The sequence below is a fragment of the Prauserella aidingensis genome, assembly GCF_024171865.1.
GTDB classification, from domain to species: Bacteria; Actinomycetota; Actinomycetes; order Mycobacteriales; family Pseudonocardiaceae; genus Prauserella; species Prauserella aidingensis.
The window spans coordinates 98690-124275 of the sequence record NZ_JAMTCN010000013.1; the positions used below are offsets into that span (position 1 = coordinate 98690).

Annotated in this window: 22 protein-coding genes; 15 read left to right on the plus strand and 7 right to left on the minus strand. The window is 71.6% G+C overall.

Annotated elements, in window-relative coordinates:
• Positions 1-24 precede the first annotated feature (24 nt).
• Both LY13_RS14890 and LY13_RS14895 read right to left on the minus strand, forming a co-directional pair.
• Positions 25-555: a DUF3515 domain-containing protein gene (locus LY13_RS14890; protein WP_253829056.1), complete on the minus strand. Its 531-nt coding sequence runs from the start codon at positions 553-555 to the stop codon at positions 25-27.
• Between the two features lie 349 nt (positions 556-904).
• Entirely contained in the window at positions 905-1144 is a 240-nt protein-coding gene (locus tag LY13_RS14895; RefSeq protein WP_183656361.1) for an Lrp/AsnC ligand binding domain-containing protein, read from the minus strand.
• A 90-nt stretch (positions 1145-1234) separates the two neighbouring features.
• On the opposite strand from LY13_RS14895, the gene LY13_RS14900 reads away from it, so the two are divergent.
• The 5 genes from LY13_RS14900 (at position 1235) to LY13_RS14920 (ending at position 4783) form a co-directional block, all read left to right on the plus strand.
• A complete protein-coding gene (locus LY13_RS14900) occupies positions 1235-2233 on the plus strand; it encodes a thiamine-phosphate kinase (RefSeq protein WP_253829022.1) in 999 nt (332 codons plus the stop codon).
• 19 nt (positions 2234-2252) lie between these two features.
• A complete protein-coding gene (locus tag LY13_RS14905) occupies positions 2253-2726 on the plus strand; it encodes a GNAT family N-acetyltransferase (protein WP_253829023.1) in 474 nt (157 codons plus the stop codon).
• Positions 2727-2731: 5 nt separating this feature from the next.
• Positions 2732-3253 carry a gamma carbonic anhydrase family protein gene (locus LY13_RS14910; RefSeq protein ID WP_253829024.1) on the plus strand — a complete coding sequence of 174 codons (522 nt, stop codon included), beginning with the start codon at positions 2732-2734 and terminating at the stop codon, positions 3251-3253.
• A gap of 69 nt (positions 3254-3322) precedes the next feature.
• On the plus strand, positions 3323-3985 hold the full coding sequence (locus tag LY13_RS14915) for a uracil-DNA glycosylase (RefSeq protein ID WP_253829058.1): 663 nt from the start codon (positions 3323-3325) through the stop codon (positions 3983-3985).
• A gap of 165 nt (positions 3986-4150) precedes the next feature.
• Complete coding sequence (locus LY13_RS14920) at positions 4151-4783, plus strand: LysE family translocator (protein WP_253829025.1); 633 nt, start codon at positions 4151-4153, stop codon at positions 4781-4783.
• 309 nt (positions 4784-5092) lie between these two features.
• On the opposite strand, the gene rpmB is transcribed toward LY13_RS14920, so the two are convergent.
• The gene (gene rpmB / locus LY13_RS14925; protein WP_075846683.1) at positions 5093-5284 is read right to left on the minus strand and encodes a 50S ribosomal protein L28; all 192 of its coding nucleotides are present in this window, start codon (positions 5282-5284) and stop codon (positions 5093-5095) included.
• A 147-nt stretch (positions 5285-5431) separates the two neighbouring features.
• On the opposite strand from rpmB, the gene LY13_RS14930 reads away from it, so the two are divergent.
• From LY13_RS14930 to LY13_RS14940, 3 genes are all read left to right on the plus strand, one after another.
• Complete coding sequence (locus tag LY13_RS14930; protein ID WP_253829026.1) at positions 5432-7135, plus strand: DAK2 domain-containing protein; 1704 nt, start codon at positions 5432-5434, stop codon at positions 7133-7135.
• Between the two features lie 157 nt (positions 7136-7292).
• A complete protein-coding gene (gene recG, locus LY13_RS14935) occupies positions 7293-9449 on the plus strand; it encodes an ATP-dependent DNA helicase RecG (protein WP_253829027.1) in 2157 nt (718 codons plus the stop codon).
• A gap of 130 nt (positions 9450-9579) precedes the next feature.
• Complete coding sequence (locus LY13_RS14940; protein WP_253829028.1) at positions 9580-12954, plus strand: pyruvate carboxylase; 3375 nt, start codon at positions 9580-9582, stop codon at positions 12952-12954.
• A 15-nt stretch (positions 12955-12969) separates the two neighbouring features.
• Here the strand turns inward: LY13_RS14940 and LY13_RS14945 are convergent, their stop codons facing one another.
• Positions 12970-13746: an NAD(P)H-binding protein gene (locus LY13_RS14945; RefSeq protein ID WP_253829029.1), complete on the minus strand. Its 777-nt coding sequence runs from the start codon at positions 13744-13746 to the stop codon at positions 12970-12972.
• 119 nt (positions 13747-13865) lie between these two features.
• On the opposite strand from LY13_RS14945, the gene LY13_RS14950 reads away from it, so the two are divergent.
• From LY13_RS14950 to LY13_RS14965, 4 genes are all read left to right on the plus strand, one after another.
• Positions 13866-14831, plus strand: coding sequence for an AraC family transcriptional regulator (locus tag LY13_RS14950; RefSeq protein ID WP_253829030.1), 966 nt, complete (start codon positions 13866-13868; stop codon positions 14829-14831).
• Positions 14832-14893: 62 nt separating this feature from the next.
• Entirely contained in the window at positions 14894-15820 is a 927-nt protein-coding gene (locus LY13_RS14955; RefSeq protein WP_253829060.1) for an arginase family protein, read from the plus strand.
• 222 nt (positions 15821-16042) lie between these two features.
• Entirely contained in the window at positions 16043-17383 is a 1341-nt protein-coding gene (locus tag LY13_RS14960; RefSeq protein WP_253829031.1) for a PucR family transcriptional regulator, read from the plus strand.
• Between the two features lie 242 nt (positions 17384-17625).
• Complete coding sequence (locus LY13_RS14965; RefSeq protein ID WP_253829032.1) at positions 17626-18255, plus strand: hypothetical protein; 630 nt, start codon at positions 17626-17628, stop codon at positions 18253-18255.
• A gap of 97 nt (positions 18256-18352) precedes the next feature.
• Here the strand turns inward: LY13_RS14965 and LY13_RS25985 are convergent, their stop codons facing one another.
• From LY13_RS25985 to LY13_RS14980, 3 genes are all read right to left on the minus strand, one after another.
• Complete coding sequence (locus LY13_RS25985) at positions 18353-19417, minus strand: SagB/ThcOx family dehydrogenase (RefSeq protein ID WP_308216339.1); 1065 nt, start codon at positions 19415-19417, stop codon at positions 18353-18355.
• 65 nt (positions 19418-19482) lie between these two features.
• Positions 19483-20493 (minus strand): LLM class flavin-dependent oxidoreductase, encoded by a 1011-nt coding sequence (locus LY13_RS14975; RefSeq protein ID WP_253829033.1) that lies wholly within the window; start codon positions 20491-20493, stop codon positions 19483-19485.
• Positions 20494-20600: 107 nt separating this feature from the next.
• The gene (locus tag LY13_RS14980) at positions 20601-22736 is read right to left on the minus strand and encodes a HelD family protein (protein WP_253829034.1); all 2136 of its coding nucleotides are present in this window, start codon (positions 22734-22736) and stop codon (positions 20601-20603) included.
• Between the two features lie 274 nt (positions 22737-23010).
• Here LY13_RS14980 and rsmD point away from each other — a divergent pair, with 274 nt between their 5' ends.
• From rsmD to LY13_RS14995, 3 genes are all read left to right on the plus strand, one after another.
• On the plus strand, positions 23011-23601 hold the full coding sequence (gene rsmD, locus LY13_RS14985; protein WP_253829035.1) for a 16S rRNA (guanine(966)-N(2))-methyltransferase RsmD: 591 nt from the start codon (positions 23011-23013) through the stop codon (positions 23599-23601).
• Positions 23602-23831: 230 nt separating this feature from the next.
• The gene (gene coaD / locus LY13_RS14990) at positions 23832-24314 is read left to right on the plus strand and encodes a pantetheine-phosphate adenylyltransferase (RefSeq protein WP_253829036.1); all 483 of its coding nucleotides are present in this window, start codon (positions 23832-23834) and stop codon (positions 24312-24314) included.
• 360 nt (positions 24315-24674) lie between these two features.
• Entirely contained in the window at positions 24675-25448 is a 774-nt protein-coding gene (locus tag LY13_RS14995) for a DivIVA domain-containing protein (protein ID WP_253829037.1), read from the plus strand.
• Positions 25449-25586 lie beyond the last annotated feature (138 nt).

Genomic DNA, 25586 nt, shown 5'->3' on the forward strand with positions numbered 1-25586 from the left:
GGGCGCGCCGCTCGCGGCGAATCCTCAGAAGGGGGAGACCTGCTTCAGGTGCTCGTCGGCGAGGTCCGACATGCGCTGCAGCGGGCCGGTTCCCGTGCCCTCGGGAACGGTCAGCGCGAGGTGGACGGGCCGGTCCACGACGTACCAGGTGGCGCTCGGGCCGGACTCGTCCGGCACGTGCAGCCACTGCACGCCGTTGATCTGCCGTAGCGAGGACGTGCGTGTCAGCTCGGGGGGCCTGTCGAGGCCGCACCGCAGCACCACCGGATTGTCGCGGCCCCAGGCCGCGGCGGCGGGCGGTGCGGGTTCGGCGAGTTCGCGCCGCTCCAGTGTCCGGCCCGACGACGTCAGCTCCTCGGGTACGGCCTCGAGCATTCGGCGGCAGGCGTCGCTTCCGGCCTCCGGTGCGGGGATCGACACGAGCGGCAGCGGCCCCGTGTCGCCGCCGGCCTGCGCGTCACCGCCGGTGTCCGACCCGGCGTCCCGGCCGAACAGTCCGACGGCTCCGACGCCGGCGACCAGGGCCACGGCGAGCGCCACGGCCGCGATGAGCACCTTCCGGGGCGGTGCGCCGGTGTCGGTGGTGCCGGACGTGCCGACATCGGCGGTCCCCGCGTCGTCGGTATCCGTGCCGGGCGAGTCCGAGGCTGCTGCGTCCGAGACTGCTGAATCCGCGGGTGCTGCGTCCGAGGGTGCGGTGTCCGAGGGTGCTGAGTCCGAGGACTCGGCGTCCCCGGACTCGGCGTCCCCGGATGTGGTGTCGTCGGACGTGACGTCGGCGTCGTCGCCGGACCTGTCCGCCCGGCCGGGCGTGTCGGAGTTGTCGGTCATGCGGTGATGTCGGTCCTCGGTGTCGGTCGTCCCCGGTGCGGATCACCCGGCGGTCTGTCGCCGGCGGAACCCGTCACTGGGCCAGGTGCACCACCGGGCAGGTCAGGGTGCGGGTGATGCCGTCGACGTTCTGGACGTTGGCGACCACGAGCTGGCCGAGGTCGTCGACGTTGTCGGCCTCCGCGCGGACGATGACGTCGTACGGGCCGGTGACGTCCTCGGAGCTGGCCACTCCGGGCAGTTCGGCGATCTTGGCTGCCACCGACGCGGCCTTGCCGACCTCGGTCTGGATGAGGATGTATGCGTGCACCACGGCGCGTCCCTTCGTCCGTTTCGGCCCCCGTGGGCCCAAGATAGGTAACGTCGCCGCAACGTACCGCAGGTGGGGCACCGGAGGTGTTGTGTGGAGGGCAGGGACAGCGGCAGAGCCGCGGATGCCGGAGCAGGGCGGACCGTGGGCGGCACCGTCGCCGACGTCGGCGAGTTCGGCCTGATCCGCGAGGTCACGGGCAGGCAGCAGCCTCCCGTCGGCACGGTCGTCGGACCCGGCGACGACGCGGCCGTGGTGTCGGCACCGGACGGGCGTGTGGTGATCAGCACGGACGTGCTGGTGCAGGGCGTGCACTTCCGCCTCGACTGGTCCAGTCCCGAGCAGGTCGGCCACAAGGCCGCCGCGGTGAACCTGGCCGACATCGCCGCCATGGGCGCGACGCCGACGTCGCTGGTGGTCGGTTTCGGCTGTCCGCCCGACACCGACGCGGCCGTCGCGACCGGCATCTCCGACGGGCTGACGGCGGAGGCCGCGCGCGTGGGCGCGGGCGTCGTGGGCGGCGACGTCGTGCGGTCGGACCAGGTGGTCGTCAGCGTCACCGCGATCGGCGACCTCGGCGGCCGCGCGCCGGTGACGCGCTCGGGTGCGCGGCCGGGACACATCGTCGCGGTGTGCGGCAGGCTGGGCTGGGCCGCCGCCGGACTCGCCGTCCTGGGCAGGGGTTTCCGCTCGCCGGTGGGGGTGGTCAACGCCCAGCGGGCGCCGGAACCGCCCTACACCGCCGGTCCCGCGGCGGCCGACGCGGGCGCCACGGCGATGATCGACGTCTCCGACGGCCTGCTCGCCGACCTCGCGCACCTCGCCGAGGAGTCCGGCGTCGGCATCGACATCACGTCCGAGTCGCTCGAGGTGGACCGCAAGCTCGTCGACGTCGCGGGCGCGCTCGGCGCCGATCCCCTGCGGTGGGTGCTCACGGGTGGGGAGGATCACGCGCTCGTCGCGACCTTCCCGTCGTTCGTGGACCTTCCCCAGGGCTGGCGGCAGATCGGCACCGTGCTGATGCCCGACACCGGCGTCACCGTCGACGGCAAACCCTACGACGGCGATATCGGCTGGGAACACTGGCGCTGAATCGGGTTACATGGAGCCCGTGGACATACACGTGCTCGCCTTCGACCATCCCGATTCGACCAAGCTGATCGACCTCGTGCAGCAGGAGTACGTCAGCCGCTACGGCGACCCCGACGTGACGCCCGTCGACCCGGCGGAGTTCGCGCCCCCGCAGGGGATCTTCCTCGTCGGCTACCGCGACGACGTCCCCGTCGCCTGCGGCGGGTGGCGCGCGCACGCCACCGACGAAGGGTCACTGCGCGCGGGCGATGCCGAAATCAAGCGCATGTTCGTCGTCGACGGTGAGCGTGGCCGCGGTCACGCTCGCGCCATGCTGGCCGCGCTCGAACGCACCGCGGCCGAGCACGGGTGCCGCCGCATCGTCCTCGAAACCGGGTACAAACAGCCCGAGGCCATCGCGTTGTACCGTTCCTCGGGCTACGACGAGATCGAGAAGTTCGGCGTGTACGCCCAGGACCCGATCAGCGTGTGCATGGCGAAGGAACTGGAGTAACGCGGATGGCGATCTACGCGCTCGGCGATCTCGAACCCGACATCCATCCCGACGCGTGGGTGCACCCGGACGCGACACTGATCGGCGACGTGCGGCTCGGCGCCGAGGCGTCGATCTGGCCGCAGACCGTACTGCGCGGCGACAACGACCGCATCGAGGTCGGCGCGCGCTCCAACATCCAGGACGGCTGCATCGTCCACGTCGCCAAGGGCCAGCCCACCGTCCTCGGCCCGGGATCGGCGATCGGGCACAACGTCCACGTCGAAGGCGCGACGATCGGCACGGGGTGTCTGCTGGCGTCCGGTTCCGTGGTGCTGAACGGCACGATCGTCGAGGACGGCGGTGTGGTCGGCGCGGGAGCGGTCGTGTCGTACCGCGGGCACGTGCCGACCGGGCACATCGCGCTCGGCGTACCGGCCAGGACGCGGGAGAACACCTCGTTGGGGGCCGATGCGATCGCCCGTATCGTCGACGGCTACGTCGAGCGGGCGAAGCGGTATCGGGCCGAGTTGCGCAGGCTCGACTGACCGTGGGACCGGATTCACCGGCGCGCTAGAGTCCGGGCCGTGACTTCCACGGGTACTTCCGGACGCGAGCTGACCGATGTCGTCGAGGCGGGCTGGGCCGAGGCCCTCGCGCCGGTCGCGGACACCATCGGTGCGATGGGGGAGTTCCTGCGCGCCGAGATCGCCGCGGGACGCACCTATCTGCCCTCGGGGGAGCACATACTGCGCGCGTTCCAGCAGCCGCTCGCCGACGTGCGCGTGCTGATCGTCGGCCAGGACCCGTATCCGACGCCCGGACACCCGATCGGTCTGTGCTTCGCCGTCGCCCCGGACGTGCGGCCGCTGCCGAAGAGTCTCGTCAACATCTACAAGGAGTACTGCGAGGACCTCGGGCATCCGATGCCGTCCAACGGTGATCTGACGCCGTGGACCCGGCAGGGCGTGCTGTTGCTGAACCGGTCGCTCACGGTGCAGCCGGGCAAACCCAACTCGCACCAGGGCAAGGGCTGGGAGCAGGTCACCGAACAGGCCATCCGCGCGCTCGCCGCCCGTGATCAACCGCTCGTGGCGATCCTGTGGGGTAGCAACGCGCGCAAGCTCAAGCCGCTCATCGGCGCCGAGCGGTGCGTCGAGTCGGTGCACCCGAGCCCGCTGTCGGCGCACAACGGCTTCTTCGGATCGCGGCCGTTCAGTCGCGCCAACGAACTCCTCCAGGCGCAGGGCGCCGACCCGGTCGACTGGCGACTCCCGTAACCACCCGCGCGTCCTGCACAGGACCGCCGTGTTGCGGATCGAGGGGATCGTGTTGCGGATCCCGGGGCCCGTGTTGCGGGTTCAGGGGATCGTGTTGCGGTTTCCGGGCCGGTGGTGTGGTCATGTGCTCTCGCGTGATCACCCGATTGGGTAGCCTTCTCGGTCATGTTCTCCGGTTACATCGACGTCGCGGTGCTGCCCGCGTTCCTGGGCGCGGTCGTGTTGCTGATGGTCATGCCGGGGCCGGTCATGGCGTTCATGGTCGCCACCGGTCTCCGCGACGGTCGGCGTGCGGCGGCGCGGGCGGCGTTCGGGGTCAACGTCGGGGTGAGCGTGTACGTCGTGTTGACGGCGCTCGGCCTCGGTGCGCTCCTCGCCGCGATGCCGCAGGTCGGCGATGTGATCCGGCTGTGCGGAGCCGGGTACCTCGGCTATCTGGCGTGGACGACGTGGCGCTCCGCGGGTGACCCGGTCGCGGTGGATACTCCGCCGCAGCCGCGGGCGTTCCGGCGCGGCTTCCTGGTGAACCTGTCGAACCCGAAGATCCTGCTCTTCTTCACCGCGTTCCTGCCGCAGTTCCTGGGTGACGCCGCGGCGAATCCGGCGTTGCAGCTGCTCGTGCTCGGGCTCCTGTTGCAGTTGGTCGGCCTGGTTGTGGATCTCGTCACGGGGCAGCTGGCGGGGGCGGTCCGCGACCGGGTGCTGGCGCGGCCGCGGGTGCGCACGCTGTTCGAGCGGCTCTCGGCGACCGTCTACGGAGTATTGGGCGCCGCACTGGTGGCCGACTCCGTGCGGTGACGATGCCGGGGTGCCGAGTGCAGGCCACGGGGTGCCGAGCGCAGGCACTCGACGTCCTGTGTCCAGGCTCGGTGCCGCACTCTCGGGGTGGCGGCGGGGGACACCTGCGGACGCAACACGGCCCCCGGAATCCGCAACACGATCCCCTGAACCCGCAACACGGTGTCCTCGATCCGCAACACGATCCCCGGGACCCGCAACACGGGCCCCGGAATCCGCAACACGGCCGGCGTGCAGGGGATGCGCACAGCACGGAGCCCCGGGGATCAGCCGATCCCCGGGGCTCCGAGAGTTTCGTCTTCTGAGGCGTCAGCCCCGAACGACCTTGCCGGCCTTCAGGCAGGAAGTGCACACGTTCATACGCTTCTTCTGGGAAAGCCCGAGCTTCGCGTGCACGGTCTGGATGTTCGGGTTCCACCGGCGGTTGGTCTTCCGGTGAGAGTGCGAGACCGACTTGCCGAAGCCCGGCCCCTTGCCACAGACGTCGCACACGGCAGCCACGTCGAACACTCCTCGAGAAAGTAGGTAAACACAATCCGCCCGGGCATGCCGGGCATCTCGACCAGGGTAGCCGGTGCGTTCTCCGCGACTCCATCCGGGTCGATACGCTCGCGTCGAACCCACCTTTTCCCTGCAGGAGGATACGCGGTGCACTCCCTGGACGCGGCGGCCGTGCGCGCGTGGGCGGGAGCCTGCGTACGGAGCCTCGAGGAGCTGCGCGCCGAGATCAACGGCATCAACGTGTACCCGGTCGCCGACTCGGACACCGGTTCCAACCTCCTCCACACGATCACCGCCGCGCACACCGCTCTCACGGAGCGGCCCGAGGTCGCGTGCGCGGGTGAGGCGTTGCGGGTGCTGGCCGGTGGTGCGGTCGCGGGGGCGCGCGGCAACTCCGGGGTGATCCTGTCGCAGGTGCTGCGCGGATTCGCCGAGTCGGCGGGGGACACCACGGCGCTCGACGGCCGGGCCCTCGCCGCGGCCCTGCAGCACGCGGACGCACGTGCCACCGGAGCCGTCGCCCGGCCCGTCGCGGGGACGATGTTGAGCGTGCTGCACGCCGTCGGCACGGCGGTGGCCGCGATCGCGGGTGATGCCCGCACCGGCCCCGGTACCCCCACCGACTCCGCCGCGGCCGCTGCCACGCCCATCGACGACACCGCCACGGCTGCCGGCGCCGACCCCGCCACACCCACGGACGCCACCCCGGTGACACTCGACGTCGTGGCGCGCACCGCCGCCGTGACCGCTGCCGAGGCGCTGTCGGAGACGCCGCGGCAGCTGGCCGCGCTGGCGGCGGCGGGGGTCGTCGACGCGGGCGGCAGGGGACTGGTGGCGGTGCTGGACGCGCTCGCCGCCGTGGTCGCGGGGGAGGCGGCCGCCGCGACGCACCGCCGGGTTGCCGCCACGTCGGCACTGCCCGCGCCGCAGGCGTGGGAGGTGATGTATCTGCTCGCCGACCTCGACCCCGCCGGCGAGGACGCCGCGCTGGCGGCCCTGCGCCGTGATCTGGCCGAACTCGGCGACAGTGTCACCGTGGCCGGGGACGGATCGGGCAACCACGCCGTGCACGTCCACTGCGACGACATCGGGGCCGCGTTGGAGGCGGGTCTCCGCCACGGCAGACCGCACCGGGTACGGGTCGAACCGCTCATGACGCCGGCGCCACCGGAGAGCACCGCCGCCGATCGTGCCGTCGTGGCCGTGCTCCGCGGGGACGGGGTGGTCGAGCTGGTCGGTGGCGAGGGAGTGCCGGTGCTGGCCGTGGCCCCCGGTGCGGAGCCGACGACGGAGGAGCTGCTCGGTCTCGTCGGGGAGGCCGCCGCCGAACACGTGACGGTCGTGCCCGGCGACGTGGACCTGACGGCGGCGGCCGAACGTGCGGTGGGGAATCCCGTGCTGGCGGAGCGGGACGTGGTCGTCGTGCCCTGCGCGTCGCCGGCACAGGCGCTGGCGGCGCTGGCGGTGCACGATCCCGAGCGCAGGGCGAGTGCCGACGTCGTCGCCATGGCGGAGGCCGCGGCAGCCACTCGGCGGGGCGACATCGTCGTCGCGGGCGAGGACGCGCTCACGTGGGTGGGTCAGGTGCGGGCCGGCGACGTGCTGGGGCTCGTCGACGGCGAGGTTGTGCGGATCGGGGAGCCCGGCGCTGTTCTCGACGCGGCGATCGACGTGCTCGAGCGGATGCTGGCCGTCGGCGGGGAACTCGTCACCGTGCTCACCGGCCTCGACGCACCGGCCGACGTCGAGGACGTACTGACGGAGCGGCTGCGCGTCGGTCATCCGGAGGTCGAACTGGTGTGCTACTACGGTGGACAGGCCGACGCGGTGCTGCTGATGGGCGTGGAGTGAACCGGACTCCGGAGGCGGGAACACCGACGCGGTCGTGGGGACGGGGCCGCAACGAACAGGGTCGCGTCGGACGGTCCCGACGGACGGGCCCCGGCGGGCAGGGTCCCGACGGGCAGGGCGGCGAACGGGCAGGGCGACGAACGGGCAGGCGAGTGACATGACGACGATGGCCGGCAGGCTTTCCGATGTGCTGGGCGCCAAGACGGCGAAGGCGCTCGCCGCGTCGCTGAACCTGCACACGGTCGCCGATCTGCTGCGGCACTATCCGCGCAGGTACGCGCGCCGGGGCGAGCTCACCGACATCGTGGGCCTCGAAATCGGCGAGTACGCGACGGTGCTGGCGCGGATCGAGTCGACGAAGCGGCGTCCGATGAAGAACCGCAGGGGGCAGATTCTCGAGGTCGTGCTCACGGACGGCACGCGCCGGATGTCGTGTGCCTTCTTCGGTCAGGAGTGGCGGGAGAAGGAGCTGCGGCCCGGCAGGAGCGGGTTGTTCGCGGGCAAGGTGTCGGCGTTCCGCAGCAATCTCCAACTGTCCAATCCGGAATACGAGCTGTTCGACGAGGACGACGACAGTTCGTCCACCGTGGACAGTTTCGTCAAGCAGATCATCCCGGTGTATCCGGCGGCGGCCGGGATCACGTCGTGGGCCGTCTCGCGTGCGGTGCGCCAGGTGCTCGACACGCTCGACCCGGTCGACGACCCGTTGCCGGAGGTGCTGCGGGCCGAGCACGGGCTCGCCGACCTCGACACGGCCCTGCGCCGGATCCACCGCCCGGAGAGTCAGGAGGAGCTGGACACCGCGCGGGAACGGCTCAAGTGGGACGAGGCGCTGTCGATCCAGCTGATCTTCGCGCAGCGCAGGCAGTCCGAGGTGAGTGATCCGGCGCCCGCGTGCCCGCGGGTCGACGGCGGGATTGCGGCGGCGTTCGACGCGCGGCTGCCGTTCGACCTCACCGAGGGGCAACGGGAGGTCGGCGAGGCGATCGCAGGCGACCTGGCGACCGCCCACCCGATGAACCGGTTGTTGCAGGGCGAGGTCGGCAGCGGCAAGACGATCGTGGCGCTGCGGGCGATGCTGCAGGTCGTCGACGCGGGCAGGCAGGCCGCGATGCTGGCGCCGACGGAGGTCCTGGCCGCCCAGCACGCGCGGTCACTGCGGGAACTGCTCGGCGATCTCGGCATGGCGGGCGAACTCGGCGCGGCCGAGTCGGCGACGAAGGTCACGCTGCTCACCGGGTCGATGAGCGCGAAGGAACGCAAGCAGGCGCTGCTCGAGGCGGCGTCCGGCGAGGCGGGCATCGTCGTGGGCACGCATGCGCTGATCCAGGACCACGTGACGTTCGCGGACCTGGCGCTGGCCGTCGTGGACGAACAGCACCGGTTCGGGGTCGAACAGCGGGACGCGCTGCGCACCCGCGGTGCCGACGGCACCAGCCCGCACGTGCTCGTCATGACGGCGACGCCGATCCCGCGGACCGTGGCGATGACCGTCTACGGCGACCTGGAGACCTCGGCGTTGCGCCAACTGCCGTCGGGCAGGTCGCCGATCTCCACGACCGTCGTGCCCGTCGCCGAGAAGCCGTCGTGGCTGGACCGGGCGTGGCAGCGGATCACCGAGGAGGTCGGCAAGGGCAGGCAGGCGTACGTCGTGTGCCCGCGGATCGGGGACGAACCGCCGGGCGACACGGGCGATCGCCGTCCGCCGATCGCCGTGCTCGACCTCGTGCCGATGCTCGAGGAGGGCCCGCTGCACGGCCTGCGGATCGGCGTGCTGCACGGCAGGCAGCCGACGGAGGAGAAGGACGCGGCGATGCGCGCGTTCGCCGCAGGGGAGGTCGACGTGCTCGTCGCGACGACGGTCGTCGAGGTCGGCGTGAACGTGCCGAACGCGACCGTCATGGTGATCATGGATGCCGAACGGTTCGGCGTGAGCCAGCTGCACCAGCTGCGCGGCAGGGTCGGCCGGGGGTCGGAGCCGGGGCTGTGCCTGCTCGTGACGGAGGTGCCGGACGGCACCAGTACGCGGCAGCGGCTCGCCGCGGTGGAGTCGACGACCGACGGGTTCGAGCTGTCGAAGCTGGACCTGGAGCTGCGCCGGGAGGGTGACATCCTCGGTGCGGCGCAGTCGGGCACGAAGTCGGCGCTCAAGCTGTTGTCGCTGCTCGACGACGAGGACGTGATCGCGCGCGCACGTACGGTCGCGCAGGAGGTCGTGGACGTGGACCCGGAGCTGTCGGGCAGCCCCGGCCTCGCCCGCATGGTCGCCGAGGTCATCGATTCCGAACGGGCCGAATACCTGGAGAAGTCCTAGTCTCACCGCGGTGCCCTTGGGGACACGCGACTCAGCCCAACGTTCCCGCCTTGTGGGAAGGAGCTCCCACGAGGCGGGAGATAGCGGGTAACGTGCTCCGGGACCGATCCGAGGGACGGAAGGACCGGGAATGTTCCGCAAAGTGCTCGTCGCCAACCGTGGCGAGATCGCCATCCGCGCGTTCCGCGCCGCCTACGAACTGGGTGCGGGGACGGTGGCCGTGTTTCCCCGCGAGGACCGCAATTCGCTGCACCGGCTGAAGGCCGACGAGGCCTACGAGATCGGCGAACCGGGGCATCCGGTACGGGCGTACCTGTCGGTGGACGAGGTGGTCCGCGCCGCGCAGCGTGCCGGTGCCGACGCCGTCTACCCGGGTTACGGCTTCCTGTCCGAGAACCCCGACCTGGCGCGCGCGTGCGAGGAAGCGGGCATCACGTTCGTCGGCCCGGACGCCGAGACGCTCGAACTCACGGGTAACAAGGCGCGCGCCGTCGCGGCCGCGCGCGAGGCGGGCGTGCCGGTGCTGGGTTCCTCGGCCCCGTCGGCCGACGTCGACGAGCTGGCCGCGGCGGCCGAGCAGCTGACGTTCCCCGTGTTCGTCAAGGCCGTTGCGGGCGGTGGCGGCCGCGGTATGCGGCGCGTCGAGGACCCGGCGCAGTTGCGGGAGGCGATCGAGGCCGCGTCCCGCGAGGCGGAGTCGGCCTTCGGCGACGCGACCGTGTTCCTCGAGCAGGCCGTCGTCGAGCCGCGGCACATCGAGGTGCAGGTGCTGGCCGACGGCCGCGGCGACGTCATCCACCTCTACGAGCGCGACTGTTCGGTGCAGCGCAGGCACCAGAAGGTCGTCGAACTCGCGCCCGCCCCGAACCTCGACCCGGACCTGCGGGAGCGGATCTGTGCCGACGCGGTGAAGCTCGCCCGGCAGATGGGTTACCGCAACGCTGGCACCGTCGAGTTCCTCGTCGACCGCAGCGGCAACCACGTGTTCATCGAGATGAACCCGCGGATCCAGGTCGAGCACACGGTCACCGAGGAGGTCACCGACGTCGACCTGGTGCAGTCGCAGCTGCGCATCGCCTCGGGGTCGAGCCTGGCCGACCTCCGGTTGTCGCAGGAGGCGATCTACCTGCGCGGCGCGGCGATGCAGTGCCGGATCACGACCGAGGATCCGGCCAACGGTTTCCGGCCGGACACCGGCATGATCAGCGCCTACCGGTCGCCGGGCGGGTCGGGCATCCGGCTGGACGGCGGCACCGCGTTCTCCGGCACCGAGATCAGCGCGCACTTCGACTCGATGCTGGTCAAGCTGACGTGCCGGGGCAGGACGTTCGACACCGCGGTCGGCAGAGCGCGGCGTGCGCTGGCCGAGTTCCGCATCCGGGGTGTCGCGACGAACATCCCGTTCCTGCAGGCCGTGCTGGACGACCCGGACTTCCAGGCGGGCCGGGTCACCACGGCGTTCATCGAGGAGCGGCCGCACCTGCTCACCGCGCGTCACTCGGCCGACCGTGGCACCCGGTTGCTGACGTACCTCGCCGACGTCACGGTCAACAAGCCGCACGGCGAGCGTCCGCGGCTGGTCGACCCGGAGACGAAGGTCCCGGCGCCGCCGCAGGGCGCGCCGCCTGCGGGGTCGAAGCAGAAGCTCACCGAGCTCGGCCCCGAGGGGTTCGCCCAGTGGATGCGCTCCTCCGGCACGGTCGGCGTCACCGACACGACCTTCCGTGACGCCCATCAGTCGCTGCTGGCCACGCGCGTGCGCACGAAGGATCTGACGGCGATCGCGCCCACCGTGGCGCACACGCTGCCGCAACTGTTGTCGGTGGAGTGCTGGGGCGGCGCGACCTACGACGTCGCGCTGCGGTTCCTCGCCGAGGACCCGTGGGAGCGTCTCGCGCTGCTGCGGGAGGCCATGCCGAACGTGTGCCTGCAGATGCTGCTGCGCGGGCGCAACACCGTCGGCTACACGCCGTACCCCACCGAGGTCACCGACGCGTTCGTCCAGGAGGCGACCGACACCGGCATCGACATCTTCCGCATCTTCGACGCGCTCAACGACGTCTCGCAGATGCGGCCCGCGATCGACGCCGTGCGCGCGACCGGCACGTCGGTTGCCGAGGTGGCGCTGTGCTACACGTCGGATCTGTCCGATCCGGGCGAGAAGCTGTACACGCTGGACTACTACCTGCGGCTGGCCGAGCAGATCGTCGAGGCGGGCGCGCACGTGCTGGCGATCAAGGACATGGCGGGCCTGCTGCGTGCACCCGCCGCCGAGCAGCTGGTGACCGCGCTGCGCCGGGAGTTCGACCTGCCGGTGCACATTCACACCCACGACACCGCGGGCGGCCAGCTGGCCACGTACCTGGCGGCGATCCGCGCCGGCGCGGACGCGGTGGACGGGGCGGTCGCGTCGATGGCGGGCACGACGTCGCAGCCGTCGCTGTCGGCGATCGTCGCCGCCACCGACCACTCGGACCGGCCCACCGGCCTCGACCTGCGCGCCGTCGGTGATCTCGAGCCGTACTGGGAGACCGTGCGGAAGATCTACGCCCCGTTCGAGGCGGGTCTGGCCTCGCCGACCGGCCGCGTGTACGACCACGAGATCCCGGGCGGTCAGCTGTCGAACCTGCGTACGCAGGCGAAGGCGCTCGGACTGGGCGACCGGTTCGAGGACATCGAGGCGATGTACGCCGCGGCCGACCGAATGCTCGGGCACATCGTCAAGGTCACGCCGTCGTCCAAGGTGGTCGGTGACCTGGCGCTGCATCTCGTCGGCGCGGGCGTCGATCCCGCCGAGTTCGAGGCCGAGCCCGGAAAGTTCGACATCCCCGACTCGGTCGTGGGGTTCCTGCGTGGCGAGCTGGGCGACCCGCCCGGCGGTTGGCCGGAGCCGTTCCGCACCAAGGCCCTGGAGGGGCGCGCGGAGGCCAAGTCCGAATCGGAGCTGTCCGACGAGGACCGGGCCGCGCTGGGCACCGACCGGCGGGCGACGCTCAACCGGCTGCTGTTCCCCGGGCCCACGAAGGAGTTCGACACCCACCGCGAGGCGTACGGCGACACGAGCGTGCTGCCGAGCAAGGACTTCTTCTACGGCCTGCGCCCGGGGGAGGAGTACACGGTGGACCTCGAGCCCGGTGTGCGGCTGTTCATCGCGCTCGAGGCGATCGGCGAGGCCGACGACCGCGGCATGCGCACCGTGATGTCCACACTGAACGGTCAGATGCGGCCCATCCCGGTGCGCGACCGCTCCGTCGCCACCGACGTGCCCGCCGCGGAGAAGGCGGACAAGAACGACCCGAATCACGTCGCCGCGCCGTTCGCCGGTGTGGTCACGTTGCAGGTGGGCGACGGCGACGTGATCGAGGCGGGTGACACCGTGGCGACCATCGAGGCGATGAAGATGGAGGCCGCCATCACCGCGCACACGGGTGGCACGGTGCGGCGGCTCGCCATCAACCCGGTGCAACAGGTCGAAGGCGGCGACCTGCTGATCGTCCTCGACTGACCGCTCGCCGGTGCGTCACGCGAGCGCGGCGAGGGTGTCGCCGAGCTCGGTGACGCACCGGTGTTGCCGGTCGCCCGCGGGCTGCAACAGTCCGCGGGCCTCGGCGTCGTACATCTCCGCCAGTTCGGCCGCGAGCAGGGCGACGTCGAGCGGCTTCCCGAGTACGGCCCCGAGCTTCTCGGCCACCTGCCGTTCCGTGTACTCGGGTCCGTCGAGGTGCACGATCTCGCTCGTGGCGGGCGGGTCGGCGAGTGCTGTGGCAGCGACCCGGCCGATGTCCCGGGTCGCCACCATCGTGGTGGGAACGTCCGCGGAGTCGCCGAACACCGGGTGGATCCCGCCTTCGGCTGCGGCGCCGAGCGTCGCCTCCACCTTCTCCTGGAAGTGCGGCGACCGCACCGCGGTGACGACGGCCCCGGTTCCGCCGAGTGCCTGTTCGAGGTGGTGGAGCCAGCGGATCGGCCCCGTGCCGCTTTCGTGCTGGGCACCCCACGACGACAGTGCGACGACGTGGCCGACCCCGCTGTCGCGGACGGCGGTGGCGATGGTGTCGGCCATGTGCCGGTGCTCGGTGTCGGAACCGCTCGGGAGCGGGGGAATGAGCACGAACGCGCCGTCGCAGCCCCGGAACGCCTCGGTCAGGGCGGCCGGGTCGGTGAGGTCGGCGACGGCGTCGGCCGCGCCCGCCTTGGCGGGGTCGCGGACGACGCGCCGGACGGGGAGGTCGCGGGCGTGGAGCGTGCGGGCGGCGGCGCCGCCGACGTGTCCGGTGGCTCCGGTGATGGCGTACATGGTGGTCTCCGATCGGTCGTCGGGCTCAGGTGCTGACGGTGTCCACGGTCGTCGCGTCGAGCGAGACGTTCCATGCTCGAACCGCTCGCTTTCATGCCGGATCGTCTACGCTGGTCGGTATGGATGCTCTGGCCGATCTGCTGGCGGGAGTCAGGGCACGGTCGGCCGCCTTCTGCCGGACCGTGCTCGAACCGCCGTGGGCGCTGCGGATCGCCGACGGATCGCGGCTCGCACTCGTGACGGTGACGCGCGGCCACGCCTGGCTCGTGCCCGACGAGGAGCGCGAGCCCGAGGTGGGAGGCGAACCCGGGGTCGCGCGGCCCGTGCGGATCGACGAGGGGCAGGTCGCCGTCGTCAAAGGCCCCGCGCCGCACGTCGTGGCCGACGAGGTGGACACGCCGCCGTCGGTCGTCGTCTGCCCCGGCAACCGGCTGACCACAGTGGACGGAACCGATCTCACGGAGGAGTTCCTGCGCACCTGGTCCGGCCGGGAGTCGCCGGATTCCTCCGTGCTCGTCACCGGCACCTACAGCGTCACCGGCGACGTCGGCGCCCGGCTGCTGGCCGCGCTGCCGGCGGTGGCGCTGGTGCGGGCCGCCGACATCGCCTCCCCGGTGCTCGACCTGCTGATCGCCGAGCTCGACGAACCCGGGCCCGGGCAGCAGGCCGTCCTCGACCGGCTGCTCGACCTCGCCCTCGTCGAGACCGTGCGGACGTGGCTGGGCGGGCAACACGGCGACGCTCCCGGCTGGTTCCGTGCCCAGGGAGACCCCGTGGTGGGTGAGGCGCTTCGGCTGATACACGACGAGCCGGGTGCACCGTGGACGGTCGCCGCGCTGGCAGCCCGCACCGGCGTGTCCCGTGCGGCGTTCGCCCGCCGGTTCGCCGAGTTGGTGGGCACGCCGCCCATGTCGTACCTCGCGGACTGGCGCATCACCGTTGCCGCGGATCTGTTGCGCGGCACCGACGACACGGCCGAGGCGATCGCCCGCACGGTCGGGTACGCCAACGCCTTCGCCTTCAGCGCCGCGTTCAAACGGCACCGCGGGATCTCACCGCGGCAGCACCGCGCCGGTGCGCGATGAGTTCGGCGACGCCGGCAACCGGGGCGGGGCGGCAGGAACCGTCCGTGGAAGCTCGCGCACCTGTGGAGATTCGCGCCGTGCCGCAGTGGCAGGGAGCGATCTCCGTCGATGCCGCACGACAGCTTCCCGCCGGCTGTCGCGCACTCGCGGCCCTCGCCGGGGACGTCCTCGGCGCGGAGGTGCACGAGGTGCCCGTTGTTCCGAACGCCACGGCCACTGTGGACGGTGTGCGCAATCGGCGGGCTCTGGTGCGGAACCGGGATGCCGTGTTGACGGCGCTCGGGCCCGGCGGACCGGTGCTGACGGTGGGCGGTGACTGCGGTGTCGACCTGGTTCCGGTGGGAGTCGCGCGCCACCGATACGGGCCCGAGCTGACCGTCGCATGGTTCGACGCGCATGCGGACTGCAACACCGCCGACAACACGCCGTCCGGCGCGTTCCACGGCATGGTGCTGGGTGCGCTGTGCGGGAGGTCGGGCCGCCACACGGCTCCGCCCGCCGACGCGGTCCTGCCCGCCGACGCGGCTCCGCCCGGCAGTACGGTGTCGGGCCGGTCGATACCCGGGGCGGGGCCTGCCCGCGTCGTCGACCGCGACTTCGACGCCAGTCCGGCCGTCGAGCCCGGCAACGCCGTGCTCATCGGCACCCGCGTGTTCGACCCGGAGGAACGCCGGGTCGTGGCCGACGGTCTCGTGCGGCACGTGCCACCACCCGCCGATCCCGCCGCGGTGCGCGACGCCGTGTCGGGACGGCCGGTATATCTTCATGTCGACCTGGACGTGCTCGACCCCTCCGAGTTCGACGGCACGCACTGTCGCGAACCGGGTGGGCTCACCGTCGACGGGCTGGCGGCGGCCATCGCGGCTGCATCGGAGGGTCGCGTCTGCGGTGCCTCGTTGACCGAATGCGCCACCACGGACCCGGACTCGTTGCGGCGTCTCGTACCCGTGATCGAGGCGCTCGGCCGTGCCCTCGACTCCGCCCGCTGACCCGGGCCCGAAACCGCCCACGGGGCACCCTGGTCGCATTCAATGCAACCAGGGTGCCCCCCGGGGGATTCTCCGCGCTGCCGGACAACCACCGCTCGTACTGGGCCGCCCGGGTGAGCATGCTGGTTCCTCCGCCGGCGCCGGTCTTCCGCCTCGCCGGTTCGTGTGGTGTGCTCGCCTCCGTCCCTCCGATGACTGTGGGGAAGGGAGTTGTCACTGCCCGTGAGTACTCACCGTGCACGAGAAGCGTCGGAACCCGGATTGTTGCGGGGCGTCGGCGGGATCATGCGACCCGAGCTGGAGGACGTCGCCGGTGAGATCATCGCGGCGATCCGTGCGGCGATCCCCGAGTACCAGGGCTCGTTCGACGGCCCCTACGGCCGGTGGATGACCGAGGGCGTGCGGCAGGCGATCGCGTTGTTCGTCGACCGGCTCGCCGACCCCGCCGCCGCGTCGGCGGCACCCGGGCACACGCGCGGCACCCCGGCGAGGACTGCACGCGGTTCGGCGGTGCTGGACGGCCACGAGGTGCACCGGCGGATCGGCAGGCAGGAACTCCGAGAGGGCCGCAGCCTCGACACGTTGCAGCACGCGTACCGCATCGGGGTGCGGGTGGCCTGGCGGCGGATCATGCTGCTCGGCAGGCGCAGCGGCTTCTCCTCGGCGGTCATGTCGCAGCTGGCGGACCGGATGCTGGCGTTGATGGACGAGCTGTCGTCCGTCGCGCTCGACGGCTACCGCGAGGCGAAGTCGGAGCCCGCCGATCCCGTGACGACGGCGCGGCGCAGGCTCGTGCGCGCCCTGACGGACGGCAGACCGGGGTCCCGGGGAGATTTCGAGGAGCTGGCCCGCCTCGCGCGCTGGCCGCTCCCCGACACGGTCACCGCGGTCGCGCTGAGCCCGCCGGTGTGGCCGTCGTCGGGGGAGGCGCCCTGCGAGATGCTCGCGGACCTGACGGGCACGAACCCGTTCCTGCTCGCCCCCGGAGCGGTGACGGCCGACGAGGCCGCGCGGCTGCAGGCGTCGCTGGTCTGCGGACCCGTCGGGGTGGGCGTGCCGGTGGAACCGTTCGCCGCAGCCGACTCGGTGCGGCTCGCGCGGCGCGTGCTGGCGCTCGCCGGGGACGGCGGCGCGTCGGCCGAGTCGGTCGTGTGGGCGGAGGACCGGTTGCCCGAGCTGTTGTTGCGGCACTCCGGCGTCGTCGCCGCGCAGCTGCGCAGACGGTTGTTCGAACCACTGGCCGATCTCACCGAACGACAACGGGAACGCACGATCGAGACGTTGCGCGCATGGCTCGAGGAGCAGGGAAACGCCCACGCCGTGGCGGAGCGGCTGGGGCTGCACCCGCAGACGATCCGGTATCGCATGCGGCGGATCGAGGAGGCGTTCGGCGACCGGCTGCGCGACGCCAGGGCGCGGTTCGAACTCGAGATGGCGCTCTACAGCCTCACCGGTGACGAAGGCGCCTCCGTCGCCGACGGCAGCGCCGCCACCCGGGACGGCGGCGTCTCGACCCGGGACGGCGGCGGAAGCGGTGCGGGGAGCGGATTCGTCGGCCGGTGACAACGCTCCCGCGAAAAGTTGTGCCACCGGTGAGCGCTCCGCGTGCTGTGACGGGAATGCCTTGTTCGGCCCGATCCGGCCCGCTTAGCGTCGTTCACGGCGATCCGGCGCGCCGGATCATCGCCACGAGATCGGCCGGTCTTGCACGGTGTTTCAGGAAGTGATCGAGGTGTCGCAGCGAGTCTGTGGCGCCGACGAGTTCGTTGTAGCGAGAGTCTTCACCCAACGGAGGATGGAGTTCGATGCGTACACGTATGCCGGGTGTTCTGACCGGCCTGGCCCTGTCGGCCGCGGTCGCCCTCGTGGCGGCCCCCGCCGCGTCCGCGGCACAGGACATCACCGTCACCAACCCGAACGCCGACGGAACGGTGGCCGCCTCGGCCTCCGGTGTCACGTTCGTCGACACCGACACGGGCACCGAGATGAACTGCTCGTCGTCGAGTGCCGACGGGACGATCGCCGACGGCAACCACACCACGCCTGCGGCCATCGGTGACCTGTCGGTGGGCTTCCAGGACTGCACGGGCCCGCTCGGTGGTGTCTCGGTGACGCCGAACGCCGAGCCTTACCAGCTGCACATCGGCTCCTTCGACAGCGCGACCGGCGTGTCCACCGGCTGGGTCGGCGAGGTCAACGTGAGCGTCTCGACGGTGACGTGCAGTTTCGAGGCCGTCGGCAACGCACCGGGCAGCTACGACAACAGCACGGGCCAGCTCACCGTGAGCCCGGACGTCGCGCTGCCGGACGGTGTCGCCCCGCTCGAGGCCACGAACGTCAGCGGGTGCTTCGGACTGGTCGGTGAGGGTGACGCACTGACCTTCGAGGCCGTCTACGACATCACCGACCCGGCCACGCCGATCACCATCGGCTGACGCCGGCCCGGGAGGGTAATGCCCCCAAGGGCACTGTGGTTGCACTCAATGCAACCACAGTGCCCTTGGGGGGCTTCGGCGTTCCGGTGGTGCCGTGTCATTCCGGCGGATGGCCGACGGGGACGAGCATCGTCGGGATCTCGGATTCGGGGACGCCGAGCAGCTGGGACAGGTTCGCGTCGTCGAAGTCGGAGACCGCGCAGCAGGCCAGTCCGAGCGCGGTCGCGATGAGATACACGTTCTGCACCGCGATGCCCGAGTCGACGTGCATCGTCCGGTAGTGCCGCAACGGTTTCCGCTCGTACGCCACGTCCATCTGCGTGGTCAGCGCGATCGCGACCGGCGCCGCGGCGAACTCGGGCTGCCAGTAGACGTGCTGGAGAGGCCGCACCGGGTCGGTCGTGGTGAGGAGAGTGAGCTCGTGGGCGATGGCCTCGTACCGGTACACGCCCGGTTCGAGGATGTCGGTGCCCCTGATCAGCACGTACGCCCGCAACAGGTCCAGACCGTCGCCGCTCGGTGCCATGCCCATCGGGTGGTGTTCCGAACCGTACGCCGGTTCGAACCGCTGCACCCCGAGCGCGAACCGCAGCAGCCCGCTCAGCGCGGCGAGGTCCAGACCGCGGTGGGCGAACACGTCCCAGGAACGGCGCTTGACCAGTGTCTTGACGAGGTCGATGCGCGGGGGTTCGACGTCGGGCAGCGGAATCCGGCGCAGCGCGGGCAGCGGGTCCGGCGACGGCGGCGTCTGGCCGTTGAGCAGCCGGTGCACGGCCAGTGCGCGCTGGACGGTGTCGCGGACCGCCGGGTCGCCGCCCGGCTCGTCGGCCGGGCGCGGCTGCGGCGGCGCGGCGGGTTCCGGTTCCGGGGGAGTGGCGGCCGTGTCCGGGGCCGCCGGGGCGTACGGGACGTCGTCGGGGTCGGGGAGGGCGTGACGGCCGCTCGTGCTCGCGTTCGGGGCGGCGTGCTGGCCGGGCGCGGGGACGTGCTGGGGGTACGGCTGCTGGTGAGGCGGTGGCTTGGGGGCCGGGTACGCGTGCTCGGGATAGGCCTGCTGGGGGTACGGGTGCTGCGGTTCGGCACCGGGGAGCCACTCGCCGTAACCGCCTGTGTGGTGGTGGTCGTACTCCGAACCCCAATCGTGGCTCAGCGGCTCACCCATTGGTCCCTCCCCGTTACGCCTGGTCACGTCGAGCGCACGCCAGAACGCATCGTAACCGGTTCGGTCTAGGAATCGGGCCGAGTGAGCGAAGCCACGAGTTCGTAGGAGCGCACTCGGGCGGCGTGGTCGTGGGCCATCGTGGTGATGATCACCTCGTCGGCACCCGTGTCGGCGACCAGCTGTTCCAGCCGTGTCCGCACGGTCTCCGGCGATCCGACGATCGCGCTGGCCGTGTTCTTCTCGATGAACGCCCGATCCAGCTCGGTGTACGGGTACTCGGTGGCCTCCTCGGGACTCGGCAGCGGAATCGGGTTTCCCTTGCGGAGACTGAGGAAGTTGAGCTGCTGCGACCGGGCCAGGTACTCGGCACGGTCGTCGGTGTCGGCGCACAGCACGGACGCGCCCAACAGCACCCGTGGCTCCGAGAGCACGTCCGAGGGCCGGAACGACTCGCGGTAGAGCTTCAGTGCCGGTTCGGTGTTGTCCGCGCTGAAATGGTGGGCGAACGAGAACGGCAGTCCCAGCTGTCCCGCCAACTGCGCGCTGAACCCGCTCGAACCGAGGAGCCAGAACTCCGGCCGGTTGCCCTCCGCGACGACCGCGTTCACGGGGCGCTCCTCGTCGTGGTCGAAGTACCGGACCAGGTCGGCGAGCTGCTGCGGGAAGTCGTTCGCCGTCGGGCCGGCGTGGCCACGCAGGGCCTTCGCGGTGCGCGGGTCGGTGCCAGGGGCCCGGCCGATGCCCAGGTCGATGCGGCCCGGGTGCAGCGCCTCGAGCGTGCCGAACTGCTCGGCCACGATCAGCGACGCGTGGTTGGGCAGCATGACACCGCCGGATCCGACGCGGATGTGCTCGGTGGCGTCGGCGATGTGTCCCATCAGCACGGCCGTCGCGGAGCTGGCGATGCCGGGCATGTTGTGGTGCTCGGCCACCCAGTACCGCCGGTATCCGAGCCGTTCGGCGTGGCGCGCGAGGTCGAGCGAGTTGCGCAGCGACGTGGCCGCGTCCGACCCGCTGACCACGGGCGAGAGGTCCAGTACCGACAGGGGGACGTCATGCAGAGCACTCACGCCCATGGTCAACACCACGGCATCGGCGGGGCATTCCGGCCGCGACCGAGGTGAGGCTCACGCCGCGGATCAGCGGGCACGCGCCGAACGCACCGGGGACGGAACGGCGGGCGTCAGCGCCAGTCGTCGTCCGAGGCGACGATCGTCAGCTGCTGCGTCGCACGGGTCAGTGCCACGTACAGCACGCGCCTGCCGGTGAGCGACTCGGTGATCAACTCGGTCGGTTCCACGAGCGCGACGGCGTCGTACTCGAGCCCCTTCGAGTCGAGGCTGCCGACGACCTTGAGCCGGTCCTCGGACTGCCCGGCCAACCACCGTTCCACCTCGGGAACCCGGTCCATCGCGCAGATGACGCCGACCGTGCCGTCGACCGAGTCCAGCAGTTCCTTCACCGCCGAGTGCACCGCGGCCTCGCGGTCGTGGGCGTCGACCGTGCGGACCTCCGGTTCGAGACCGGTGGTGCGCACCGCGTTCGGCAGGTCGGCGTCGTCGGCTCCCCGCCCCGAGACCACGCGGGCGGCCAGGTCGAAGATCTCCGCCGAGTTCCGGTAGTTCGTGCGCAGCGTGTACCGGCGGTGCTTCGTCTTCGCCCCGAACGCCTGCGTCCTGGCCTGCTCGGACTCGACGGGATCGGGCCACGAGCTCTGCACCGGATCGCCCACGATCGTCCAGCTCGCGTGTGCCCCGCGCCTGCCGAGCATCCGCCATTGCATCGGCGAGAGGTCCTGCGACTCGTCGACGACGATGTGCGAGTACTCGTCGTAGTGCGCGGGGCGTGCCGTGCGCGACCGTGCCGGATCGTCGGAATCGCGGGTCTGCTCCGCGTCCAGTTCGATCTCCTGTGCGCGCTGCTTCCTGCGCTTCGGCGGCGGGCCGATCAGCACGCGGATCTCGTCGAGCAGCGCCACGTCCGCGACCGTCCAGTCGTCGCCCTCGCCGCGCAGCGACTCCGCCAGCGGCGCGATCTCGTCGGCCGTGAGCACGTTCTTGGCCGCGCGCGCCAGCCGGTCGTCGTCGGCGAGCCAGCGCAGCACCTGCGCCGGGTACAGCACGGGCCACCACGTCACCAGGAACCGGTGGAAGTCGATGCGCTCGCCCAGGTCGTGGATCACGTCGGCGCGCTCGAGCTGCGGACCGCCCGAGGCCGCGTTCTCCTCGGCCTTGTCGGCCAGCATCCCCAGCAGCGTCTCCGCGGCCCGCACCCGCGACCGGTTCGGCGGGCCGCCCGCCGAGTGCACCTTCTTGCGCGCCTTGTCGAGCTCCTTGGCGCCGAGTTTGAGGACCTCACCCTTGTAGACGATCCGCAGTTCCGTCGGCGCGTCCGGCGGCGTCGCCCGCACGGCCTTGAGCAGCACCTTCCGCATCCGCAACGAGCCCTTGACGGCGGCCAGGGGAGCGGGGTCGTGCCGCGTCGCCTCCATGCCGTCCAGGACCTCGCCCAGCGCCCGCAGCTCGACGTTCGTCTCGCCCATCGACGGAAGCACCCGCGAGATGTACGACGTGAACACCCCGGACGGACCCACCACGAGCACGCCCGCACCGCCCAGCTGCCTGCGGTAGCGGTACAGCAGGTACGCCGCGCGATGCAGCGCCACGGCCGTCTTGCCGGTGCCGGGACCGCCGGTGATCTCCGTGACGCCACGCCACGGCGCCCGGATCACCTCGTCCTGTTCCTTCTGGATGGTGGCGACGATGTCGCGCATCTTCTCGCCACGCGCTCGGCCCAGCGCCGCCATGAGCGCGCCCTCGCCGACCACCGGCATGTCGTCCGGCACCGACTCGGGCATGAGCACGTCGTCGTCGACGTCGAGCACCTGCTGGCCGGAGCAGCGGATCACCCGCCGCCGCACCACGTCCATCGGCGCCTCGGCCGTGGCCTGGTAGAACGCGGCCGCCGCGGGTGCGCGCCAGTCGGTGACCAGGTTCTCGAAGTCCGCGTCGCGGATGCCGAGCCTGCCCACGTAGACGGGTTCGGTGCTGGTGTGGTCAAGCCTGCCGAACACCAGGCCTTCGTACTCGGCGTCCAGCGACTGCAGCGTCTGATTCGCGTGGTTCACCATCATGTCCCGCTCGAACAGCATCGACGCCTGTTCGAACACGGCCTCACGCTGCGCACCGTGACCGATCTCGTAGCCCTTCGTGCGCATGTCCTCGGCCTGGCTCCGGAGTTCGCCGAGCCGGCGGTACACCCGGTCCACGTGGGACTGTTCGATCGCGATCTCGGCCCGTCTGACCCGAGGTTCCGACACTGACGCGCTCCTGCCGCAAAGTCGCCGGGAAGGGGAAGAACGACAATACGCGAGTCGGCCGCCCGGCAGCACAAGGTCCGGCCAAGAGTCACACTCGCCACGTGCGCGAGCGCGCCCGCGCACGTGCGGGTAGCGCCGTACGACGGGTAGCGCCGTACGACCCGGGAGCAGGCGACGGCGGGCTGCCGGGTCGTCGCGCGTGGCTGCGCAGCCCCGCCCGTCTCCCGCCGCCACCCAATCGGACACGCTGCGCGTGGCTGCCTAGGATTCGGGCGTGACCAGGATCGTGGCCGGACGAGCGGGTGGACGGACCCTGCGGGTGCCGCCGCGGACGACGCGGCCGACGTCCGAACGGGTGCGGGAAGCCCTGTTCAACTCCTTGGAAACGGCGGGCGACCTCGACGACGCCCGCGTGCTCGACCTCTACGCGGGCTCCGGTGCGCTCGGGCTCGAGGCGCTCTCGCGCGGTGCCGCCGACGTCGTGTTCGTCGAATCGGACCGCAAGGCCGCGGAGGTGCTGCGCGGCAACGTCGCCACCGTCGGCCTCGGCGGACACGTCCGGCAGGCCGCGGTCGAGTCGGTCGTCGCAGGGGGAAGCACCGAGCCGTTCGACGTCGTGCTGATCGACCCGCCGTACGTACTGCCCGGGGACACGCTCGCCGGCGTGCTGACGGATCTGGTCCGCGGTGGCTGGCTGACCGACCGCGCGCTCGTCGTCGTGGAACGTGCGGTGCGCGACGGCGACCCGGCCTGGCCTGCGGGGCTCACGGCGCTGCGCACGAAGCGCTACGGCGGCAGCGCCTTGTTCAGAGCCGAGGTCGACCCCGACGCCGAAGGAGGCCTCGAAACGGACACCGCCGACTGACGCCCCGCCGGGACCTTTCCCGCCCCCAGGGCACATTGGTGGCGTTGGGTGCAACCAAGGTGCCCCTGGGGGCGTTCGGATGTCGGCTCCGGCGTGGCGAAGTCGACATCCCGGACAAGGTGGAGATCGGCCACATCCGTGCCCGGCGGCCGCGGGCGGTTGCTACCGTCCGCGCGGTCCTTCGATCACGCGAGCAGCGGTGCCCGGCATCGCGGTTAGGGTTCTGTGCCATGCGGCGAGCGGTGTGTCCCGGCTCCTACGACCCGGCGACCAACGGGCATCTGGACGTGATCGAACGTGCGGCGAACCTGTTCGACGAGGTCGTGGTCGCGGTGCTGATCAACAAGAGCAAGCGCGGCATGTTCACGATCGACGAGCGCATGGAGCTGCTGCAGGAGTCGACGGCGAAGCTGCCGAACGTGCGGGTCGACTCGTGGCACGGCCTGCTCACGGACTACTGCAAAGAGCAGGGCATCCAGTCGATCGTGAAGGGGCTGCGCTCGGTCAGCGACTTCGACTACGAGCTGCAGATGGCCCAGATGAACCGTGAGATCTCCGGCGTCGAGACCCTGTTGATGTCGAACAACCCGGCGTACAGCTTCCTGTCCAGCTCGCTGGTCAAGGAGGTCGCGACCTACGGCGGCGACGTCACCGGCATGGTGCCGCCCGCCGTGCACGACCGCCTCCTCGCGCGCATCGCCGAAGCCGACTGACCGCGCCCGGCTCGCGTCACCGACCCTCCCCAGGGCAGCGAGACATCGAACAGGGCGAGACATCGAACACAGCCACACGTCGGCATGTCCGTGAGGGGCGGTGCTCGGGTCGGCGGGCGGGGAGTCCCGAATTTTCCCTCACGGTTCGCCCGCCCGAGCGGCCTCCGCCCGGGGTCTCCGTCCGAGCGGCTCTCCGCGCGAGGGGAAGATCAGGGGCGTTGAGTGCAACCAAGGTGCCCTTGGGGGCATCCCCGGGACGCGGGCGGAGGCTTGACACGCCCGGCCCCGCCCGGTCACCGAAAACCCGCGCCCGGACCGGCACACTGGTACCAGGCCACGATCAAGTTCCAGGGAGTTGCCGTGTACCGGGTGTTCGAGGCGCTCGACGAGCTCGTCACGATCGTCGAAGAGGCGCGAGGTGTGCCGATGACCTCGAGCTGTGTGGTGCCCCGAGGGGATGCGCTCGAGTTGCTCGACGACATCCGCGAGGCGCTGCCCACCGAGGTGGACGACGCGCAGGACGTGCTGGACAAGCGCGACGAGGTGCTGCAGAACGCGCGCACCGAGGCCGATTCGACGATCTCCAACGCCAACGAGCAGGCCGAGCGCACCGTCTCCGAGGCCAGTACCGAGGCGGAACGACTCGTCTCCGAGGCGCGCGCCAGGGCCGAACAGCTCGTCGCCGACGCGCAGGCCGAGGCCGAGCGCACCGTGTCGGCGGGGCAGGCCGAGTACCACGACCTGACCGAGCGTGCCCGTACCGAGTCCGAGCGGATGGTCCAGGCGGGCAGGGACGCCTACGACCGGTCCGTCGAGGAGGGGCGCGCCGAACAGGCCAGGCTCGTCGCGCAGACCGAGGTCGTCCAGGCCGCCCACGGCGAGGCCTCCCGCATCGTCGACGAGGCCCACGCCGAGGCCGACAAGCAGCGCAGTGACTGCGACGCCTACGTCGACGGCAAGCTCGCCGAGTTCTCCGAACTGCTGTCCACGACGCTGCGCACCGTCGACTCCGGCCGCAACCACCTCCGCAGCGGCGGCGCGTACAACGGCTCCGGTGCCTCCGGTTACAACGGCTCGGGGTCGTACACCTCCGGTGCGGGCGGCCGCGGCTTCTACGACTTCCAGTCCCACTGAGACTTCCGGCCCACTGAGTCCGCGCATCCCTACGTCGATGCCCGCGGTGCTCCGGGTGCGGTGCCGACGGCGCCCGCGCGGCGTCGCCTGGGCCGGCGCCGACCGGCCGCCGGGAACGGATCCGCCCTGCTCGCGTAC

Bases quoted from the DNA above. Each gene is read 5' to 3' on its own strand.
- LY13_RS14910 (WP_253829024.1), top strand. From the start codon at position 2,732: ATGGCGATCTACGCGCTCGGCGATCTCGAACCCGACATCCATCCCGAC.
- LY13_RS14920 (WP_253829025.1), top strand. From the start codon at position 4,151: ATGTTCTCCGGTTACATCGACGTCGCGGTGCTGCCCGCGTTCCTGGGC.
- recG (WP_253829027.1), top strand. From the start codon at position 7,293: ATGACGACGATGGCCGGCAGGCTTTCCGATGTGCTGGGCGCCAAGACG.
- LY13_RS14940 (WP_253829028.1), top strand. From the start codon at position 9,580: ATGTTCCGCAAAGTGCTCGTCGCCAACCGTGGCGAGATCGCCATCCGC.
- LY13_RS14945 (WP_253829029.1), bottom strand. From the start codon at position 13,746: ATGTACGCCATCACCGGAGCCACCGGACACGTCGGCGGCGCCGCCGCC.
- LY13_RS14950 (WP_253829030.1), top strand. From the start codon at position 13,866: ATGGATGCTCTGGCCGATCTGCTGGCGGGAGTCAGGGCACGGTCGGCC.
- LY13_RS14965 (WP_253829032.1), top strand. From the start codon at position 17,626: ATGCGTACACGTATGCCGGGTGTTCTGACCGGCCTGGCCCTGTCGGCC.
- LY13_RS25985 (WP_308216339.1), bottom strand. From the start codon at position 19,417: ATGGGTGAGCCGCTGAGCCACGATTGGGGTTCGGAGTACGACCACCAC.
- LY13_RS14975 (WP_253829033.1), bottom strand. From the start codon at position 20,493: ATGGGCGTGAGTGCTCTGCATGACGTCCCCCTGTCGGTACTGGACCTC.
- coaD (WP_253829036.1), top strand. From the start codon at position 23,832: ATGCGGCGAGCGGTGTGTCCCGGCTCCTACGACCCGGCGACCAACGGG.